At 34.2% G+C, this 21,631-nt stretch carries 18 protein-coding genes; 11 read left to right on the top strand and 7 right to left on the bottom strand.

Annotated elements, in window-relative coordinates; all coding sequences use genetic code 11:
* Positions 1-6 precede the first annotated feature (6 nt).
* Entirely contained in the window at positions 7-1,038 is a 1,032-nt protein-coding gene (locus tag Q0857_RS04495; protein WP_298532608.1) for an asparaginase, read from the bottom strand.
* A 3-nt stretch (positions 1,039-1,041) separates the two neighbouring features.
* Entirely contained in the window at positions 1,042-1,809 is a 768-nt protein-coding gene (locus Q0857_RS04490; RefSeq protein ID WP_298533119.1) for a TatD family hydrolase, read from the bottom strand.
* Between the two features lie 84 nt (positions 1,810-1,893).
* On the opposite strand from Q0857_RS04490, the gene Q0857_RS04485 reads away from it, so the two are divergent.
* Complete coding sequence (locus tag Q0857_RS04485; protein ID WP_298532606.1) at positions 1,894-2,334, top strand: retropepsin-like aspartic protease; 441 nt, start codon at positions 1,894-1,896, stop codon at positions 2,332-2,334.
* Positions 2,335-2,355: 21 nt separating this feature from the next.
* Entirely contained in the window at positions 2,356-2,988 is a 633-nt protein-coding gene (locus tag Q0857_RS04480; protein ID WP_298532604.1) for a response regulator transcription factor, read from the top strand.
* Between the two features lie 488 nt (positions 2,989-3,476).
* On the opposite strand, the gene odhB is transcribed toward Q0857_RS04480, so the two are convergent.
* A complete protein-coding gene (gene odhB / locus Q0857_RS04475) occupies positions 3,477-4,688 on the bottom strand; it encodes a 2-oxoglutarate dehydrogenase complex dihydrolipoyllysine-residue succinyltransferase (RefSeq protein WP_298532602.1) in 1,212 nt (403 codons plus the stop codon).
* A 36-nt stretch (positions 4,689-4,724) separates the two neighbouring features.
* On the bottom strand, positions 4,725-7,466 hold the full coding sequence (locus tag Q0857_RS04470) for a 2-oxoglutarate dehydrogenase E1 component (RefSeq protein ID WP_298532600.1): 2,742 nt from the start codon (positions 7,464-7,466) through the stop codon (positions 4,725-4,727).
* 225 nt (positions 7,467-7,691) lie between these two features.
* Between Q0857_RS04470 and Q0857_RS04465 the strand changes: the two genes are divergently transcribed.
* Complete coding sequence (locus Q0857_RS04465) at positions 7,692-8,153, top strand: alpha-ketoglutarate decarboxylase (RefSeq protein ID WP_298532598.1); 462 nt, start codon at positions 7,692-7,694, stop codon at positions 8,151-8,153.
* 2 nt (positions 8,154-8,155) lie between these two features.
* Here Q0857_RS04465 and Q0857_RS04460 read toward each other — a convergent pair whose 3' ends face one another.
* Positions 8,156-8,587: an Rrf2 family transcriptional regulator gene (locus Q0857_RS04460; protein ID WP_298532596.1), complete on the bottom strand. Its 432-nt coding sequence runs from the start codon at positions 8,585-8,587 to the stop codon at positions 8,156-8,158.
* A 117-nt stretch (positions 8,588-8,704) separates the two neighbouring features.
* Here Q0857_RS04460 and Q0857_RS04455 point away from each other — a divergent pair, with 117 nt between their 5' ends.
* Positions 8,705-9,208, top strand: a complete 504-nt coding sequence (locus tag Q0857_RS04455; protein ID WP_298532594.1) for a c-type cytochrome — start codon at positions 8,705-8,707, stop codon at positions 9,206-9,208.
* A gap of 97 nt (positions 9,209-9,305) precedes the next feature.
* The gene (gene ric, locus Q0857_RS04450; RefSeq protein WP_298532592.1) at positions 9,306-10,022 is read left to right on the top strand and encodes an iron-sulfur cluster repair di-iron protein; all 717 of its coding nucleotides are present in this window, start codon (positions 9,306-9,308) and stop codon (positions 10,020-10,022) included.
* Between the two features lie 33 nt (positions 10,023-10,055).
* On the opposite strand, the gene Q0857_RS04445 is transcribed toward ric, so the two are convergent.
* Entirely contained in the window at positions 10,056-10,406 is a 351-nt protein-coding gene (locus Q0857_RS04445) for a hypothetical protein (RefSeq protein WP_298532590.1), read from the bottom strand.
* Positions 10,406-11,380 (bottom strand): polyprenyl synthetase family protein, encoded by a 975-nt coding sequence (locus tag Q0857_RS04440; protein ID WP_298532588.1) that lies wholly within the window; start codon positions 11,378-11,380, stop codon positions 10,406-10,408. The genes Q0857_RS04445 and Q0857_RS04440 overlap by 1 nt, the downstream gene beginning before the upstream one ends.
* Before the next feature lie 125 nt (positions 11,381-11,505).
* Here Q0857_RS04440 and Q0857_RS04435 point away from each other — a divergent pair, with 125 nt between their 5' ends.
* From Q0857_RS04435 to Q0857_RS04410, 6 genes are all read left to right on the top strand, one after another.
* Positions 11,506-12,111 (top strand): TetR/AcrR family transcriptional regulator, encoded by a 606-nt coding sequence (locus Q0857_RS04435; protein ID WP_298532586.1) that lies wholly within the window; start codon positions 11,506-11,508, stop codon positions 12,109-12,111.
* Position 12,112: 1 nt separating this feature from the next.
* Positions 12,113-13,465 carry a TolC family protein gene (locus tag Q0857_RS04430; protein ID WP_298532584.1) on the top strand — a complete coding sequence of 451 codons (1,353 nt, stop codon included), beginning with the start codon at positions 12,113-12,115 and terminating at the stop codon, positions 13,463-13,465.
* Positions 13,466-13,489: 24 nt separating this feature from the next.
* Complete coding sequence (locus Q0857_RS04425) at positions 13,490-14,668, top strand: efflux RND transporter periplasmic adaptor subunit (protein WP_298532582.1); 1,179 nt, start codon at positions 13,490-13,492, stop codon at positions 14,666-14,668.
* Between the two features lie 20 nt (positions 14,669-14,688).
* Positions 14,689-18,186, top strand: a complete 3,498-nt coding sequence (locus tag Q0857_RS04420) for an efflux RND transporter permease subunit (protein ID WP_298532580.1) — start codon at positions 14,689-14,691, stop codon at positions 18,184-18,186.
* 133 nt (positions 18,187-18,319) lie between these two features.
* On the top strand, positions 18,320-20,077 hold the full coding sequence (gene aspS, locus Q0857_RS04415) for an aspartate--tRNA ligase (protein WP_298532578.1): 1,758 nt from the start codon (positions 18,320-18,322) through the stop codon (positions 20,075-20,077).
* Positions 20,078-20,092: 15 nt separating this feature from the next.
* The gene (locus Q0857_RS04410) at positions 20,093-21,415 is read left to right on the top strand and encodes a family 43 glycosylhydrolase (RefSeq protein ID WP_298532576.1); all 1,323 of its coding nucleotides are present in this window, start codon (positions 20,093-20,095) and stop codon (positions 21,413-21,415) included.
* The last annotated feature ends 216 nt before the right edge of the window (positions 21,416-21,631 follow it).

The following is a 21,631-nucleotide window of genomic DNA, read 5'->3' as shown; positions in this document are numbered from 1 at the left end:
GTAAAATTATATCATTTCGCCTCTTAATGATGTTTCATATTTAGTTCGGAAAGTATTTTGTGACATATTTTGCCCTAATAAGTACATTAATTTAGCCACTGCCGCTTCAGTAGTCATATCCTTTCCCGATATAACACCCAACTCTTTTAGCTTGCTACTCGTTTCGTACTGCCCCATCATGACGCGCCCCCCTAGACACTGAGTTATATTAATAACATGAATTCCTTTCAAAATATTTTCTTTCAAAATATTTAAAAACCAGTCTTCTGTGGTACAATTTCCAGAACCAAAAGTCTCAATAATAACACCTTTTAAATTTGATGCACTAAAAACACTTTCTAATACATGTTTTGTAATTCCAGGAAACAACCGTATGATGGCAATATTATCGTCTAAATCCTTTTGTACTTTTAAATTTTGGTTAGGCTTTACCTCAAGTAAATTCTGATTATTAATTTTTAAATGAACCCCAGATTCTGCTAATTCAGGATAATTAAATGATGCAAACGCTTGAAAATGTTCCGCATTTAATTTAGTTGTTCTATTCGCTCGATACAACTTATATTCAAAATAAAGGCAAACTTCCTTAATAATAGACTCTCCCTTATCTTGAAGTGAAGCCACTTGAATAGATGTGATTAAATTCTCCTTGGCATCTGTCCTTAAGTCTCCAATTGGCAACTGCGATCCAGTAAAAACAACAGGTTTTGCCAAATCTTCTAACATAAAACTTAAAGCAGAGGCGGTATAACTCATTGTGTCGCTACCATGAAGTACCACAAAACCATCAAACTTATTATAATTTTCTTCAATTAGCTCTGCAATTTGAATCCAATTATTAGGGTTCATATTACTTGAATCAATTGGGTCTTTAAAAGATACGGTATCAATATCGCAATCTATTAACTTCAGTTCGGGGATTTTCTCTAATAAAGTCTTAAAATCGAAAGCCTTTAAAGCTCCCGATTTAAAATCTTTAATCATCCCAATAGTTCCGCCAGTGTAAATTAATAATATGTTTACCTTTGATGTATCCATGATTTATACTTTAAAAACATCTTTTGAATTTTGAGTCGTAACCTCAGCAATGGATTCAACACTCTGGTCATATAACTCAGATAACTTATCTAACACCTTTAATATGTATAAGCTTTCATTTCTTTTACCCCTATAAGGCACTGGAGCCAAATATGGCGAATCTGTTTCTAGAACAATATGTTTCAAATCTATTTGACACAAAAATTGATCTATTTTTCCATTCTTAAATGTAGCCACACCTCCTATTCCAAGCTTCATATTATATGAAATTGCTTTATGAGCTTGTTCTAAATTACCTGTAAAGCAATGAAAAATACCATACAGATCCTCTCCCTTCTCCCCTTCAAGAACTTCAAATATCTCGTCAAATGCTTCTCGGCAATGAATAACAATTGGTAATTGAAGCTTTTTTGCTAGTTGAATTTGATACTTAAAGGCTTTTTTTTGAATTTCAATGGTCGATTTATCCCAATATAAATCAATTCCAATTTCACCCACAGCGTAAAACTTATGAGTATTAAGCATTTCTTCTACATGGGCCAGTTCTTCTAAATAGTTTTCTTTAACGTGTGTTGGATGTAAACCCATCATTAAAAACATATTATTAGGATAACTTTTCTCTAGTTCCAACATGGATTGAGTATAAGTAGAATCAATCGCTGGAATAAAGAATCTTGAAACTCCTTCATCCAAAGCTCTTTTTATCATAACTTCTCTATCTTCTTCAAAAGCCTCACTGTATAAATGTGTATGTGTATCTGTAATTATCAATTCAAAAATATTTAAATCCAACCCAAATTCTATTTGGTAAAAATAATTGTTTTTACATGATTATATTTGTTCAAAATCAATAAGATGGAAAACCTTCAAGAATTTCTGCACCACAAAGGTTACACAAAAGTTAAACTACACCTTACAAAAACAAACCATTTCGAAATAAAAGCGACTATTAACGGTAAAAAAGGATTATTTATATTGGATACAGGGGCCTCAAGTTCTTGCGTAGGATTTGAGGGTATTGAAACCTTTAAATTAAAAGCTGAAGATTCTCTAATCAAAGCCGCCGGAGCCGGAGCTACAGACATGGACACTAAAATGGCTAAAAAAAACAAAGTGAAAATTGGAAAATGGTCTAGTAATAAAATTGTTTTGGTTTTATTCAATTTAACTCATGTAAATACAGCCTTAATAAATCATAATTCAAAACCAGTTGATGGTATAATAGGAGCAGATATATTAAAAAAGTCAAAAGCCATCATTGATTATGAAAAGAAATATCTATATTTAAAGTTATAACAAAACTCTCTCTAAGTTTTAATGAACACATCTATTGTCATTGCTGATGACCATCCACTAATGCTACGTGGTCTGACCGATTTTTTAAAATCTAAAGGGTTTAACATTTTAGGAAGTGCCTCAGACGGAAATTCAGCTTATAATCTTATTATAAAACTAAAGCCAGAAATTGCTATTCTGGATATTAGAATGCCCCATAAAACAGGGTTAGAGATTGCTGAAGCTTGCAAAAATAATAGTTTAAACACCAAAATTATTCTTATAACATTTGACAAAGAAGAAGAACTTTATGACAAGGCTAAAGCATTCCATGTTTATGGGTATATTTTAAAAGAGTTCGCCATAGAAGAAATTGAAACCTGTATTGAAAGTGTTGTAAACGGAACGCCTTATTTTAGTAAGGAAATCGCATCTTATCTTAATGCAAGCGATCTATCTAAAAAACCTGAAACCCTAAACTTACTGACTAAATCTGAATTGAGAATAGCAAAGCTAATCTCTCTAAACAAAACAAGTCAAGAAATTGCTAATGAATTATCTATATCGGTAAGAACAGTTGATAAACATCGCAGTAACATGGTGCATAAGTTAAATTTAGATAACAAACCTACTTCACTATCAATTTGGGCCAACACTAATAAATCTTACTTATAAAATATACGTAGAAGTGCGTATTTTTTTTTAAGGTTTTCAAACCTATCTTTACAGTGCTATTAATTAGTTCTTAGGGAGAATTATTGAAGGCTCTAAACCCAAAAGGTTTGGAGCTTTCTTCGTTTATTAAACCTTTTCTATCAATAAAATACGTAGAAGTGCGTATTTTTTTTTACCTCAATACGTTTTAAATTTACAGTGCTATTAATTCTTTTGAGAGAGAATTTTTTTACTACACTCTGTACTGCAATGGTACAGAGTGTTTAAACAAAAATTACAAAACATTATGCTGAAACCCTTAAACATGGAAAAGCAGAATAATATTCTTGATAAGTGTTGTGTTGTAGGGCTAACTATTATAGTTATTGCTGTCATATCAATAAACCTTTTATTGCTCTTTATTTAGTTGGTTAATAAAAAATCCTACTAAAAAAGGTGTTGCACTTAAACGTACAACACCTTTTTATTTTCTATTATAAAAATACTTATTAAAGCTCTAAAGCTTTTTTAATATCATTATTCATTAAAAATTCAACAGGATTCTCTAAAGCTTCTTTAACAGCAACTAGGAACCCTACACTTTCTTTTCCATCTATAATTCTATGATCATAAGAAAGTGCAACATACATAATCGGTCTTATTTCAACATTTCCGTTTATTGCTACTGGACGCTCTACAATATTATGCATTCCTAAAATCCCACTTTGCGGTGGATTAATAATTGGCGTTGACAACATACTACCAAACACTCCTCCATTTGTAATGGTAAATGTCCCACCTGTCATTTCATCAATTGTAATCTGTCCGTCTCTGGCACGCAGTGCCAAACGTTTTACTTCAGATTCAACACCTCTAAAACTTAAGTTTTCAGCATTTCTTATTACTGGAACCATAAGTCCTTTTGGCCCCGACACAGCTATACTTATATCATAAAAATCGTAAGACAGCATTTCCTTGCCATCGATCATTGAATTAACCGCAGGATACATTTTTAATGCTCTTACAATAGCCAAAGTAAAGAAACTCATAAATCCTAAACCTACACCGTGTTTCGCTTTAAACGTTTCCTTATATTCAGAACGCAATGCAAAAATAGGAGACATATCGACCTCATTAAATGTGGTTAACATCGCCGTTGTATTTTTAGCTTCTACTAAACGTTCTGCTACTTTTCTGCGAAGCATAGACATTTTACTTCTTGAAGTCCCTCTGTTCCCTCCAGTAGGCGTACCCATAGATGGCACTGCTTTAACAGCATCTTCCTTAGTTACCCTTCCATCCTTACCAGTACCAGATACTGAAGCCGCATCCATTCCTTTTTCAGCCAAAATCTTTTTAGCTGCAGGACTAGCACTTCCAGTAGCATAAGTTTTTGCCTCTGTAGCAGGTGTTTTTGGAGTTTCCGCTTTAGGTGCTTCCTCCTTTTTCTCTTCTTTTGGAACCGCTTCTCCATCAGGTTTTGCTGCACTAGTATCAATAAGACACACTACAGCGCCAACTTCAACCGCATCTCCTTCTTCGGCCTTAAGAGTAATTGTTCCACTCACCTCTGCAGGCAATTCAAGTGTCGCTTTATCACTGTCAACCTCAGCAATAGCTTGGTCCTTTTCAACGTAATCTCCGTCTTCAACTAACCACGTAGCTATTTCAACTTCTGTAATAGATTCCCCCGGAGAAGGAACTTTCATTTCTAAAATCATTGTTTATAATTTTACTGGTATCTAAATTCTATATTTTTATTCTAAATCAAAAACGGCATTTATAACACGCCTTTGTCTTGCTTTATCTCTTGTACTTGATCCCGGCGCGGGTACGGAACTGTATGGCCTTGAACAAACTTCTAATTTAACCAAATCCATGCGTTGTACCATATAACTCCATGCCCCCATATTTTTAGGTTCTTCCTGAGCCCAAACATATTTTTCAACGTGCTTGTACTTATTTATAACCTCTTGTAATTTAGAGTCATGTAGTGGAAATAATTGTTCTATTCTCACCAATGCTACATCGTCTTTATTTAAAGTTTCTCGTTCTGCTAACAACTCATAGTAAAACTTACCTGTGCAAAACACTAGTTTTTTAACGTTATCAGGAGCAATAGTATCATCAAGTACTTCCTGAAAAGTTCCTATTGCCAATTCATCCAGAGAAGACACTGCTTTTGGATGACGTAACAAACTTTTTGGAGTTAAAACCACTAATGGTTTTCTAAAATCGCGTTTCATTTGACGACGCAATAAATGGTAGAAGTTAGCCGGTGTTGTACAATCTGCAACAATCATATTATCGTTACCACATAATTGTAAATAGCGCTCCATTCTTGCTGATGAATGCTCTGACCCTTGACCTTCATAACCATGAGGCAACAAGACCACAATACCGTTTTGCGATTTCCATTTATCTTCAGCTGCCGACAAATACTGATCGAAAATAATTTGGGCTCCATTACTAAAATCACCAAACTGAGCTTCCCAAATGGTTAATGTATTAGGATTAGCCATAGCATAACCATAATCAAAACCTAGTACACCATATTCAGATAAAAATGAATTATAAATATCCATTTTACCTTTATTCTCAGGATTCGTATTTAATAGATTAATACGTTCTTCTGATATTTCATCACGCAAAATAGCATGCCTATGACTAAACGTACCGCGTTCAACATCTTGTCCTGAAATACGAACATTATAGCCTTCTTCCATTAAACTTCCATAGGCCAAAGTTTCTGCCATGCCCCAATCTAAAGTATCGGTTTCAAATACCATTTTAGTCCTACCCAAGAGTATTCTTTCCGCTTTGCGCAAAAATTTAACACCTTCAGGAACTGTTGAAACTACTCGCGAAATATTTTCCAATTTTTCTTTAGCATAGGTGGTATCCTGACCTTCAAGCATAGCATCTATACCCTTACGATCAAAACCAGTCCAGCGCTCCTGCATAAACTCTCTAACTTTTGAAGACTCTGCTTGTTTAGAAATCGAGTATTCTCTTTCAAGTGTATTTTTAAATTCCCCAACGATCTGCTCTGAGTAACTTTGATCAATGGTATTTTCAGCAATCAGCTTATCAGCATAAATCTTAAACGGATTTTTGTGCTTTGAAATATTTTTATAAAGTTTTGGTTGGGTAAATCTAGGTTCGTCACCTTCATTATGTCCATATTTTCTATAGCCCAACAAATCAATATATACATCTTTCTTATAACGCATTCTATATTCTAATGCCATTTCAACGGCATGAACTACAGCCTCAGCATCATCCGAATTAACATGTAAAACTGGAGACAAAGTCACTTTTGCTACATCTGTACAATAGGTACTTGAACGTGCATCAAGATAATTGGTTGTAAAACCAATTTGATTATTCACCACAATATGAATGGTACCTCCTGTTTTGTAACCATTTAATTGACTCATCTGTCCAACCTCATAAGCTACACCTTGACCTGCAATAGCTGCATCACCATGAACTATAATAGGAATAATTTTAGAATCATCACCACCATAATCACTATCAATCTTAGCACGTGTAATCCCTTCGGCTACAGGAGCTACTGTTTCTAGGTGTGACGGATTAGGCACTAAATTCATCTTGATATTTTTACCATTTTGATACGTTTTATCAAGTGTTAAGCCTAAGTGATATTTAACATCGCCATCAATACTTTCATCTTCAAAATCTTTACCATCAAACTCACTAAAAAGTTCATTCAAAGGCTTTCTAAAAATATTAACCAAAGTACTTAACCTCCCACGGTGTGCCATTCCTAACACGCACTCTTTAACACCATACTTCTCAACAGAATAAAAAAGAACGTTACTAATAGCAGGAATTAAAGATTCTCCCCCTTCTAAAGAAAAACGCTTCTGCCCTACATATTTAGTCTGTAAAAAATTCTCAAACGTAACGGCTTGATTTAATTTTGAAAGGATGTATTTTTTAGTATCCGCCGAGTAATTCGGTTGATTATCATTTCTATTTAATTGCGATTGCCACCAAGAAATCACTTCTGGATTCCTTAAATACATATACTCAACTCCTATTGAACTACAATAAATACGCTCCAGATGGCTTATAATTTCACGTAAAGTTTTTGGACCTACACCTAAAACTTCACCTGCATTAAAAACGGTATCTAAATCGTTTTCAGAAAGGTCGAAATTACTAATTTCTAAAGTCGGTGTATAGGTACGTCGTTCTCTTACTGGGTTCGTATTAGTAAATAAATGTCCGCGTATTCTATATCCATCAATTAGCCTTACAACATTAAACTCTTTTTGAACATGTTCTGGTATTTGAGTAGATACCCCTTCAATAATTTCACCATCCATTCCGTAGTTCTCACTTCCAAAATCGTAGCCTTGAAAAAAGGCTCTCCAACTTGGTTCAACGGCATCTGGATTTTGCAAATATTGATCATACATATCAGCAAAATATACTGTATGTGCTGTATTTAAAAATGAAAATTTATCCATTGCTTGTTTTAATCCCGCGTAGGGTCTTCAAAATATTTCTCAAAAATACAACTTTTACCAAAATTAGATGTTTCTTTGACTATATTTATAGGTGCTAATCTGCATTTAACACATATACTCAAAAAGGTGTTAAATTTTTAACAATATCTCATTATGTCTAATTTATTTCTTTCTATTAATAAAAAAATCGGTTTTGTTTTATTGGTTCTTTTAATTTTCTCCCAAATGGCATCAGGCCAAAATCAAAAAAGTGATTTTTGGAGTCATATGCGCTACGGTGGAGGGATTGGTTTAAATTTTGGAGATGGTTTTTTTAGTGGGACTTTAGCACCAAGTGCTATTTATCAGTTTGATCAACAATTCGCTCTGGGCTTAGGTCTTAATTTTACATACAACAGTCAAAAAAACGCGTACGAATCGACTGTTTTAGGTGCTAGCATCATAAGCTTATATAATGTAATTCCTCAAATACAAATCTCCGCAGAGTTTGAGCAACTTAACATTGATAGAAATTATGATACTCGCTTGGGCTTAATGAATGAAAACTACTGGTTGCCTGCATTGTATCTTGGAGCTGGATATAGAAGCGGTAATGTATCTGTAGGGATAAGATATGATGTTCTGTACGACGAAAATAGAAGTATATATGTCGATCCTTGGGCGCCCTTTGTAAGGTTCTATTTCTAAGTTTATAGCGGTAAAAAGGCTGTTCCTTTTCTAACAGAAAGCGCTAAATCTACTATACTGTTTTCGTTTAAGACTTTTAAAATATTTTGTCTTGAAGGCCCTAGGATAGCATGTAATGGACAAGGCTTGTCTTCATTACAACTTTCTAAGCTTAACATACAATTTGTTAGTTTTTTTTCACCATCAATAATATCCAAAATCCTAATAACTTTCTCATTATTGTTATGTTCATTCATAAAAAAACCTCCTTTTGGACCTCTTGTGGAAGAAACAACGCCCTCCTTTACCAATTCTTGCAATAATTTGGCAATATAAGCCTGTGGAACATTAATTGGATTTGATATATCCTTAACCATTACTTTTCGAGATTCACTAGAGTGCAAAGACAAATATAAAACTGCCTTTATAGCATATTTGGAAGAGTTTGAGAACATTTTATAAAAGTATAAAACTAAAAACAAATCTAAAAAAGATGTTTATAGCCCAAAATGATTTTTATCATATTATTTTGACTACTAAGACATTAGTTTTGTTTGATTAAACACACTCTTGTGAAAACGTTACTGAAATTTTTATTTATAACAGTATTTGCTCTAATTGTTAGCTGTGGAGGTAAAGGAACTAATAAGAAAGAAAGTTTCTCGTACAACAAGAAAACAACTACTAAGAATAAAGCATCCACTACAGAAGCGAGGTTACCTGCATCAAAAATAGTCGACCTTAGCAATAAGGGCGTTGGTCCCATTACTTTCATTTCACTAGATACTGCTATAGACCAGACCATGGCTGCACACGGGGCAGATGTATTTAAAAAAATGTGCACCGCTTGCCATAGACCTAATAAGAAATTTATTGGCCCGTCAACAACTGGAATATTGGAACGCAGGTCTCCTGAATGGGTAATGAATATGATTTTAAAGCCTGAAGAAATGGTACAAAAAGACCCTCTTGCAAAAGCATTATTAACAGAATTTAACGGTTCACCTATGGCCAATCAAAACCTATCTGAAGAAGATGCAAGAGCTATTTTAGAATACTTTAGAACTCTTAAATAACCTGTCCCTAACAATTATCATGTTTTGTATTCAGTGCAATACATATTTTTGACATATAAAAAAGATAAAAACATCTTTTTAATTTTAAACTTAATATATGAATACTATAGAAAATAAAACAGTTGCCGAAGTTGTAGCCGAAAATATTAAAACGGCTCATGTTTTTAAAAAACACGGCATAGACTTTTGCTGTGGGGGCGGTGTTACCATTGAAAAAGCCTGTGAAAAAAAACAGCTTGATTACCAAAAAATAAAATCTGAATTAGTACAAGTTGATAGTGCTCCAAAAGCGTATGATTATAATTCATGGAATCTTGATTTCTTAATTGATCATATAATCAATATTCATCACACCTATGTGGAAGAATCCATCCCATTAATTCTTCAATATTCTAACAGAGTTGCACATGTGCATGGTCACCATTATTCTGAAGTTGTACAAATCAACAAACTCTTTATAGAAGTTGCAAATGAATTATCGGCGCACTTAAAAAAGGAAGAACTTATTCTGTTCCCATATATTAAAAAACTACTTCAACTACAAAAGGAAAAAACAAGACCATCAACACCATCCTTTGGTACGGTTAACAATCCTATTCAAATGATGGAAACGGAACACGAATCTGCAGGCGATACTTTTAAAATTATAGCTCAACTTACCAACAATTACACACCACCAGAAGGTGCTTGTAACACCTTTAAAGCCTTGTACGCCAAACTTGATGAATTTGAGCAAGATTTACATCAACATATACATTTAGAAAATAACATCTTACACCCGAAAGCTATTCAGTTAGAGAAAACTTTTCAGTAGTAATAGGTAATAGTATTAAAAAAAAGGTTTGGTTTAGGAATGTTTATTCTTGAACCAAACTTTTTGCCATTCACGTTTCAAAATTAAAAAAGACACATTTTCAGACAGTTTTAAAACATCATCCCCGTCTAATGCTTTAACCTGACTTTCAGAAACATCAATAATATAAAGCAAGTTAAGATATTCTGTAAACTTCTCTTGAATCAATTTAAAAACAGTTTCATGAAGAATTAGTTTTAAGCTTGAAGGTAAAACATCTTCATGAAAATCCAAATCGATATTAGCCAATTGAAAATCCTTATTCAATTGAAAGATTAGTTTTTTATATAAGTCTAATTTATTTGCTTCGGCAATTAAAGTATCAAAAGTATTTGGTAATTGCATTACACTGTTCTATTCATTAAGCTAGAACCAAAAGCCCTAAGTAATTCCTTTTTATCGTCTGTAATATTCAAAGGTTCTAAAACCGCAAAGGCTTTATTAGTATATTCTTGAATAGCCTCCTTTGTTGCTTTTGCCGACCCCGATGTCTCAAAATACTGTTTGGCAGTTTGTATTTTAGTATTTACATCTTCAGGATTTGACGAAAATAAAGCTATCAATGCTTCCTGGTCACTTTCGTTTGAAAACTCTAGTGCTTTTAAATACAAATAGGTTTTCTTGTTTTCAATAATATCACCTCCTACTTGTTTTCCAAAGGTTTTAGGGTCTCCAAAAGCATCCAAATAATCATCTTGTAGTTGGAAAGCAATACCTAAATTTTTACCGAATTCGTAAATGTTATTTTGATCTGTAATAGACGCCTTTGCAACTATCGCTCCCATTTGCATTGCAGCACCAACTAAAACAGCTGTTTTGTATTCAATCATCTTTAAATACTCATCAATTGTAACGTCATTTCTAGTTTCAAAATCCACGTCATATTGTTGCCCCTCGCAAACCTCAAGTGCCGTTTTACTAAACAATCTAGCCAAAGCTTGAAAGGTAGTTGCTTCATAATTTTCAAAGAGTTGATATGCCATAATTAGCATCGCATCTCCAGATAAAATTCCGGTATTTACATCCCATTTTTCATGAACTGTGGTCTCTCCACGTCTTAAGGGCGCATCATCCATAATGTCATCATGAACAAGTGAAAAATTATGAAAAACCTCAACACTTAAAGCTGCATTTAAGGCCTTTTCATAACGTCCATTAAAAACATCAGCGGTCATTAAGGTTAAAACAGGTCGTAACCGCTTACCTCCTAAGCCTAGAATATAGGTTATGGGTTCGTATAAATTTTGAGGTTCTTTTTCTGTAGTATAGTTCTCTAAAAACTGAACAAACTGATGTTGGTATTTTTCAATTGAAAGCATCGAACAAAAATAATGTAAATCCTCATATTTTTTAGAGTGAAATTAAATTTAGTGTTAAGAAAACATTAAAACTTAGGAAACTTTTTAGGTTTTTAAAGTTTCCTGTTGTAGATTTGCCCCCAATTATGAGAGAAAAGATTTTAATTGGCGCAACAGAATTATTCTTAAACCTTGGTTTTAAAAGTGTTACTATGGATGATATTGCTAACAACCTAGGCATATCAAAAAAGACCATTTATTTACACTTTGACAATAAGACCAAATTGGTAGAAGCTACGACTATGTATCTATTTGGATGCATTTCTGAAGGTATTAATCAAATATGTGCTTTAGAAAAAAATCCCATTGAAGAAATTTATAGCATCAAGCAGTTTATCATGGAACACTTGAAAGATGAGAAGTCTTCGCCTCAATATCAATTGCAAAAATATTACCCTAAAATATGTAATACACTAAAGGGAAAACAATTTGAGGTCATGCAGACTTGTGTTATTAATAACCTTAATAGAGGTATTAAGCAAGAACTTTACAGAAAGGAAATAGATGTTCATTTTATTTCAAGAATTTACTTCAGTATTATGCTTGCTATAAAGGATAAAGACTTATTTCCAGAGAAACAGTTTTCAATGCATATGCTATTGAGCAACTATTTAGAATATCACCTTAGAGGTATTTGCACCCCTAAGGGCTTAGAAACATTAAACAAATTTATAACATCAAATCAATCATAAAATGAAAATCAAACTAATACTATGTTTTAGTTTACTATCTGTTTTCTCGGGCTTTTCCCAAGAAAAACCCCAAGAGACAAAACAAAGCTTCACCTTACAAGAAGCTATTGACTATGCCATAGAAAACAATAGAAATGCCAAAAACGCTTCTAGAGATGTAGAAGCCGCTTATAAACAAAAGTGGGAAACTATCGCTATTGGACTACCACAATTAAATGGGCAAATAGATTACCAAAACAACTTAAAACAACAAGTTAATGTAATACCAAGTGATTTTGAAGATCCAGATTCACCTTTAGTCCCTGTAGTTTTTGGAGCTAAACAAAACCTTTCAGCTTCTGCATCTTTAAGCCAGCTCATATTTGATGGTTCATATATTGTAGGTCTTCAGTCTGCAAAAGTATTTTTAGAGATATCTAAGAATGCTAAAGAAAAGACGGATCTTGAGGTTCGAAAAGGTACTATAAACGCCTATGGCAATGTACTTTTAAGTGAAGAAACAGTGGCTATTCTAAAGGAAAATAGAGCAACCCTTCAAAAGAATCTTGACGAGACTACCAAAATTTTCGAAAATGGCTTAGAAGAAGAAGAAAGTGTTGAACAATTAAAAATTACGCTTGCTGATATTGAAAGTGCTTTAAACCGAAGCGAACGGGTTAGAGAAGTCTCTTTGCAAATGTTGAACATGACAATGGGACTAGACATTAAACACCCTACAACATTATTGGATAACCTAGAAACCTTAACAGCTAGAAACGTAAATTTAGGATTGATAAGTGATCCTTTTACTGTTGAAGACAATATAGACTACCAAATTGCTGAGAATGATAAAACATCTAAAGAATTATTAATTAAGCTAGCCAAAAGTGATGCTATGCCTTCTATAAATGCTTTTTTTAATGGCGGGTACAATTCCTTTGGTGATGATTTTACATTTTTCGACAAAGGACAAGACTACTTTGGTTTTGCCGTTTTTGGTGTTGGAATGAATATTCCCATTTTTAGTTCTGGTGGACGAAGTGCTGCCACACAACGTGCTAAAATTGATTACGCAAAAGCCTCGGACGATTTAATTGAAACCGAGCAGCGTATTAAGCTAGATATTGCTACAGCTCAGAGTGATTATCAATACTCCATTGAAGATTATTCCAATAAGAAAGAAAGTTTAGATTTAGCTGAGCGCATTGAAGCTAAAAATCAAACCAAATTCTTCGAAGGTATTGCCTCAAGTTTTGAATTGAGACAAGCACAAATACAACTATACACGGCACAGCAAGAATTCCTTCAAGCCATGCTAGACGTTATTACCAAGAAAGCAACTTTAGAAACGTTATTAAACCGCATCAATCAATAAACTACTCTATCAAAAACAAACACAATGAAAACGATATACACCTTATTATTTGCTACTGTTCTTTTAAGTTCATGTGGTTCTGAAAGTAAAAAGTCTGTTGAAGACATATTAGCTTCTGATGATTTAGAACTAATCAGAAAAAAGAAAAGCGAATTAGATGCCAGTGCTCAAGAAATTGCAGCACAATTAAAACAATTAGAAAAGAAAATAAAGGTATTGAATCCACAAGCAAAAGTGCCTTTAATTACCACTTTTAAAGCTAAAGCAGCTGTTTTTAATCATTTTACCGAACTGCAAGGAAGTGTAAGCACAAAACAAAACTTGGTTATTTATCCGGAGTTTTCTGGGGTACTAACTCATGTGTATGTGAAAGAAGGTCAAAAAGTAAATAAAGGGCAACTTTTAGCAAAAATTGATGATGGTGGATTAAGTCAACAACTGTCTCAATTAAAAATTCAAACGGAGTTAGCAAAAACAACCTTCGAGCGTCAAGACCGTTTATGGAAACAAAAAATTGGTAGTGAAATACAATATCTACAAGCCAAAGCAACTTACGAAGCGCAATTGCAAGCTACCAATCAATTAACACAGCAGGTGGGAAAAACAGAAGTAAGAGCGCCCTTTTCTGGAACTATTGATGATGTCATTACAGAACAAGGAAGCGTTGTAGCTCCCGGGCAATCTCAATTGTTTAGAATCGTTAACCTCAACAATATGTATATTGAAACTGATGTTCCGGAACGTTACGTTTCAGATATTACTAAAGGTAAAGAGGTAAAAGTATATTTCCCGGTTTTGGGTCGAGAATTAGACACGAAGGTACGTCAGGCAGGGAATTTTATAAACCCCGCAAACCGAACATTTAAAGTTGAAGTTGCCATTCCTAATCACGACAAGTCTATTAAACCTAACCTTACTGCTAGACTTAAAATCAATGATTATTCAAACGAAAATACCATATTAATTCCTCAGAGTATTATTTCAGAAAATGCTTTAGGACAGCAGTACGTATATACCATTGTCGATAAAGCGAATAATAAAGCAAAAGCAAAGCGTGTCATTATTAAAACAGGTAAAACACAAGGCGATTTTATTGAAGTGTTATCTGGTATTGAAAATGGAGAAGAGATTATTGAAGAAGGTGCTAGAAGTGTGAAAGAAGGACAAGAAGTAAAAATTCTTGTAATTGAAGAAGCTAAATAAAACTAAAGACTACCCGAACAATGACTAAAGATAAAAAGAAGCAAAAAGTAAACAAGGAATTTGGTTTATCCTCTTGGGCTATCAATAACAAAACAACCATGTATGTTTTGATTGCTTTGATATTATTCCTTGGAGCTGGCGCATATTTTAGTATGCCCAGAGAAAACTTCCCTGAAATAAAAGAAACCAAAATTTACATCAGTTCTGTTTACCCTGGTAATACCGCTGAAGATATTGAGAAACTGATAACTGACCCTATTGAGGATAAATTAAAAACTGTGAGTAATGTGGTTGAAATCACCTCTACCTCACAAGAAGATTATTCTATTGTAATTGTAGAGTTTGACGAAAATATTTCGGTTGAAGCTGCAAAACAAAAGGTAAAAGATGAAGTAGATTCTGAAACTTCTGGTGAAGACTGGCCCACGTTTAATGGGGCTAAGGTAGAACCTAATGTTTTTGATTTAAGCATGTCTGAGGAAATCCCTATCCTAAACATTAATATTTCAGGAGATTACCCCGTAGATAAGCTCAAAGAATATGGTGAATACCTTGAAGACGAAATAGAAAGCTTACAAGAGATTAAGCAGGTAGATATCCGTGGTGCTCAAGAAAAAGAAGTTGAAGTCGCAGTCGACATATACACGATGATGGCTGCACAAGTTAGTTTTGACGATGTTATTAATACCATTAGTAGAGAGAACATGACCATGTCTGCGGGTAACTTAATTACCAGTGGCCAAAGACGAACCATAAGAATACTTGGTGAAATTGAAGACCCAAAAGAGTTAGAGAACTTTGTAGTTAAGTCGGAACGTAATAACCCCATTTATTTAAGAGATATTGCTAAAGTAACTTTTAAAGATGAAGACCGTACAACTTACGCTAGGGAGTTTGGACACCCTGTTGTTATGTTGGATGTTAAAAAACGTGCTGGAAAAAACATGGTGGCTGCCGCAGAACAAATTCAGGTTATTGTAGACAATGCTATTGAAAACGTATTCCCTCCAGATTTGGAAGTAACTGTTGCTAACGATCAGTCATCAAAAACTATTGGTCAAGTGGATGATTTGGTTAACAATATTATTTTCGGAATCATTCTAGTAGTAACCGTATTGATGTTTTTCTTAGGGTTTAAGAACGCCCTGTTTGTTGGGTTCGCAATTCCTATGTCCATGTTTATGTCGCTCATGATATTAAACTATCTAGGATACACCATGAATACCATGATTTTATTCGGACTTATTATGGGTCTGGGTATGTTGGTTGATAACGGCATTGTAGTTGTTGAAAATGTGTACCGATTGATGTCTGAAGGAATGACCCGGGTTGAAGCAGCCAAAAAAGGTATTGGAGAAATTGCATTTCCTATTATTATCTCTACAGCAACAACCGTAGCAGCATTTATCCCTCTAGGGTTATGGCCTGGGGTTATGGGGCAGTTCATGATATATTTTCCAATTACACTATCGGTGGTATTAGGATCATCCTTATTCGTTGCCATTTTCTTTAATTCTGTAATGGTTTCTCAGTTTATGACAACTGAAGACAAGGATATGCCCTTAAAACAAATTATAAAAATATCGGCTATTGTTGGTGGTATTGGTTTACTTATTTTAGTTGCAGGTGGTAGCTACAGAGGCTTAGGTACTTTAATGATTGTTACGGTTGGCTTATTATGGATGTATAGACTGTTTTTAAGAAAATGGGCAAACGGATTCCAAAACAATATACTACCTAGATGGGAGCGTTTTTATGAGAGAACATTACGCTTTGCCTTAAGTGGAAAAATGCCTCAAGTTATATCCATAGGTACGGTAATTCTATTATTTGTTGCTTTTATGGGGTTTGGAGCTTCTGTTGGAAGTCAACGTACTAAAGTTGAGTTTTTTCCAGACAACACACCTAATCAAATTATTGTTTATATAGAATATCCTGAAGGGACTGATATTAAAAAAACAAATGCCATCACTAAAGATATTGAGCAACGCGTTTATAAGATTATAAATGAAGAATCTTATATGCATGGTGATTTTAATTTCTTAACAGAAAGTGCAGTATCGCAAGTTGGGGAAGGTGCAGGTAATCCACAAACAGACGGTGGTTCAGCGGCAGAAATGCCACATCGTGGAAAAATTACTGCGACCATGCGAGAATATAAATTTAGAGATGGTGCAGACAGTAATATTTTACTCAAAAAAGTTCAAGAAGATTTAAAAGATGTGTATCCTGGGGTGGCTATTTCGGTTGAAAAAGATGCTGTTGGTCCTCCTGCCGGATATCCTATAAATGTTGAATTAGAAGGTGAAAATTATTCCGAATTAATTGCTACTGCCGAATTGATGCGTGATTTTATCAACTCAAAGAATATTCAAGGTATTGATGAGTTAAAAATTGACGTAAACAAATCGAAACCATCAATGCAAGTAGAGGTTGACAGAAAAAAAGCTGGAGAACTCGGTGTAACATCAGGTCAAGTAGGTCAGCAATTACGTAATGCCATTTTTGGAGCTAAAGCGGGCATCTATAAGGAAGACGGTGAAGATTACGATATTTATGTTCGATTTAATGAAGAAACTAGATACAATACGAGCGCCATATTCAATCAGAAAATCACGTTTAGAGATATGGCCAGTGGACAAATTAAAGAAGTCCCTGTATCTGCTGTAGCTAAGCAAAATAACTCTTCTGGTTTTAGCGCAATTAAGCACAAAGATGTAAAGCGTGTAGTAACTTTATATTCTGCACTCGCTCCAGGGTATACAGATGCAGGAGCAATAGTTTCACAGATTCAAAATGAAATGCAAAGTTTTACTCAAAAACCAGACGCTGTTAAGATTGATTATACCGGTCAAATAGAAGAACAAAATAAACAAATGGCCTTCTTAATGGGTGCTTTTTTCACTGGTTTAGGTTTAATTTTCTTTATCCTAATATTCCAATTCAACTCAGTTTCAAAACCTGGAATCATTATGTTAGCTATCTTTTTAAGTTTAATTGGTGTATTTGGTGGTATTGTTGCTACAGGTAGTTCATTTGTAATCATGATGACTATGATGGGTATCATTTCATTAGCCGGAATTGTGGTAAATAATGGTGTGGTTCTTTTAGATTACACGCAGCTTCTTATAGACCGTAAGAAGGTAGAACATGATGTAGAGGATGACCAATATATAGAAAACAATGAGTTACTAGAAGCTATTGTAAAAGGAGGAAAAGCACGTTTACGTCCTGTACTTTTAACGGCTATAACAACCATTTTAGGTTTAATACCATTGGCCACAGGTTTAAACATTAACTTTTTTACATTGTTCAGTGAGTTTAACCCACATATTTACATGGGTGGTGATAATGTGATTTTTTGGGGGCCACTAGCTTGGACTGTTATTTACGGACTTTTTATAGCAACCTTTTTAACCCTAATAGTTGTGCCTATTTTATTTTACTTGGTAACAAAATTTAAAATGTGGTTATACAAAGATCGTGTAGCTGTTTATGATGATAAAATAGCCTCATAAAAAACATTCCTATTTTGATTAATTGTTTTTGACTAACTCGATTAATAGCGAAAAAGCTTCAATTTAATTATTGAAGCTTTTTCATTTATATAATCATTTAACTTATGTAAATTTGCACCTCAATTTTACATCTATGTACAGGAGTCATAATTGCGGCGAATTAAGAGCTGCACATATTAATACAGAGGCAACTCTAGCCGGTTGGGTTCAAAAATCTAGAGATAAAGGTTTTATTGTTTGGGTAGATTTGCGAGACCGTTACGGTATTACGCAATTGGTTTTTGATGAAGAACGTACTTCTAAAGAATTAATTGAACAAGCGCAAAAGTTAGGCAGAGAATTTGTTGTTCAAGTAAAAGGTAAAGTAATTGAACGCGCTTCAAAAAATCCAAATATTCCAACAGGAGATATTGAAATTTTAGTTTCAGAATTAAATATTCTTAACGAAGCGGAATTACCTCCATTTACTATTGAGGATAAAACTGACGGTGGTGAAGATTTAAGAATGAAATATCGCTATTTAGATATTCGCCGTAATCCCGTAAAAGAAAGTCTTATTTTTAGACATAAAGTCACTCAAGAAGTGAGAAATTATCTGTCTAACGATGGTTTTATTGAAGTTGAAACACCTTATTTAATAAAATCTACTCCAGAGGGTGCTCGTGATTTTGTTGTTCCATCAAGAATGAATGAAGGGCAGTTTTATGCGCTACCTCAATCACCCCAAACTTTTAAGCAATTGCTTATGGTTGGAGGCATGGATAAATATTTCCAAATTGTAAAATGTTTTAGAGACGAAGATTTACGTGCAGATAGACAACCAGAATTCACTCAAATTGATTGTGAAATGGCGTTCATCGAGCAAGAAGACATACTAAACGCTTTTGAAGGCTTAACACGTCATTTACTAAAAGAAGTAAATGGTGTTGAAGTCGACAAATTTCCAAGAATTCAGTACAACGATGCCATCCGTTTATACGGAAATGACAAACCAGATATTAGATTTGGAATGGAGTTTGGAGAACTTAATGAGGTTGCACAACACAAAGATTTTGATGTTTTTAACAATGCTGAATTAGTTGTTGGAATTGCTGTTCCAGGAGGTAATAGTTATACGCGAAAAGAAATTGACAAACTAATTTCTTGGATAAAACGTCCTCAAGTTGGGGCTTTAGGCATGGTTTATTCACGTTGCAACGATGACGGAACTTATAAATCTTCAGTAGATAAATTCTACGACCAAGAAGATTTGGCAAAATGGGCGGAAGTTACAGGAGCAAAACCTGGAGATTTAGTTTGTGTGCTTTCAGGTGATAAAAACAAAGTACGTGCACAACTAAGTGCTTTACGTATGGAACTAGCAGAACGTTTAGGCTTACGTAAACCTGATGAATTTGCACCGTTATGGGTTCTAGATTTTCCTCTATTAGAATGGGATGAAGACACAGAACGTTACCACGCCATGCACCACCCTTTTACATCTCCAAAGGCAGGTCAACTGGAATTACTAAAAACAGATCCAGGATCAGTGAAAGCCAATGCTTACGATTTAGTATTAAATGGTAATGAAATTGGTGGTGGTTCTATAAGAATTCATGATAAAGAAACACAATCTTTAATGTTTGACTATTTAGGGTTTACCCCTGAAGAAGCAAAAGCACAGTTTGGTTTCCTAATGGATGCTTTCCAATATGGCGCTCCTCCTCATGGTGGTTTAGCTTTTGGACTGGATAGACTAGTTGCCATTTTAGGCGGACAAGAAACTATTAGAGATTTTATAGCCTTCCCTAAAAACAATTCGGGACGAGATGTGATGATAGATGCTCCTGCTCCGATTGATAATGAACAATTAAATGAATTAAGTCTAAAACTTAATTTAAAAAATGAATAACTAAACTAACTTCAAATGATTAAACAAAGTATCCGAATCGTTTTTATAATGTTTGCTATGGTTCAAACTTTAACTGCTCAGACTTTTGCAGGAAAAGTTAAAGATCAGCAAGGAAAGGTTGTATCTAATGTCCAAATATATGTTGTAGAAGATGATACATATACTCAAACTAATTCTGAAGGCCACTGGACTTATTCATCATCTGAAGAAAAGATTAAAACATTCATTTTTCATAAAGACGGTTATACATATGAACAAATAAATGGACAAACACCATCAACAAAAATTCATACTACACTCAGAAAATCGCAAAAAAGTCTAGCCTCATTACGTGAAGAGGGTTACTTAAAAAACGGGTGCAATACTGTAAATATTCCAGATGACCCAAAATGGAATATTGATTTTGAAATAACAACCCTAAAAGGAGATTTGGCACCAGATAAAAAGTATACAAGACGAGACCCAAGTGCTGTAATTAAGGTTGATGATTTATATTACGTATGGTATTCTTACAGCCTTACTTTTGACAAAACTAAAACAGCTCCTTGGGATTTTAATGATCTATACTATGCAACTTCTACAGATGGCATTACTTGGGAAGAAAAAGGAATAGCTGTTGGAAGAGGAGAAGCAGGTAGTTATGATGCACGCTCAGTATTTACGACTGAAGTACTTGTTGATAATGGCAAATACTACTTGGTTTATCAAGCAGCAGCTGACCAAGAAGGAGTATTTGGAAGAAACACTGTGGGTATGGCCTGGGCAGAAACACCTAATGGGCCATGGACTAAACTTGACACTCCAGTATTAACCCCTACGTATACTAAAAACTTGGTTTTTGATAATAAATCGGCTCACGACCCATGCATAATTTCTTATGATGATAAATTTTATTTGTATTACAAAGGCGAATGTGGATGCATGGATACTGAAGATTGTGTTACATGGTGTAACCCTTTATGTGGAATGAGAAAACAGGTAAAATGGGGTGTTGCTATTGCTAATTCACCAACAGGACCATATGTTAAATCGGAATTCAACCCAATAACAAACACAGGGCATGAAGTAATGGTTTGGCCTTATGCCGATGGTGTTGCAATTCTTCAACATCAAGACGGACCAGAAGCACTATCCATACAATACTCTGATGACGGGGTCAATTTCAATATCAAAGGTAAAGTAACTGGTTTTCCTGAGGCGGCAGGTTTGTACAGAACAGAAAAATCAGACACAGACCCTCACGCAGGGGTATCATGGGGAATGGGGCATAAATTAATGTGGAATGCAGGACCAAAAGGTTGGATGTATATATATCGTTTTGACAAAAAACTAAAGTAGAATCGTAAAAGATTCTTTTCTACTACTTAGTACTGCAAACACGTAAAAGATTTAACCGTAAGCATAAAGCAGATAGTTTATTTTAAATAATATCGAGTAAATCGGAAATTAAATTTAGAGGTTTTAGCCATAATTCAGTTCCATATTGATGATTAAAAACATAAAAAAGAGCTACGGTTAAAACTTAATTAAAATCGTAGATATAAAACCCCACCA

Origin of the sequence: uncultured Algibacter sp. (genome assembly GCF_947495925.1) — a bacterium.
GTDB lineage: Bacteria > Bacteroidota > Bacteroidia > Flavobacteriales > Flavobacteriaceae > Algibacter_E.
This window is presented reverse-complemented; position numbering and strand designations above follow the sequence as displayed.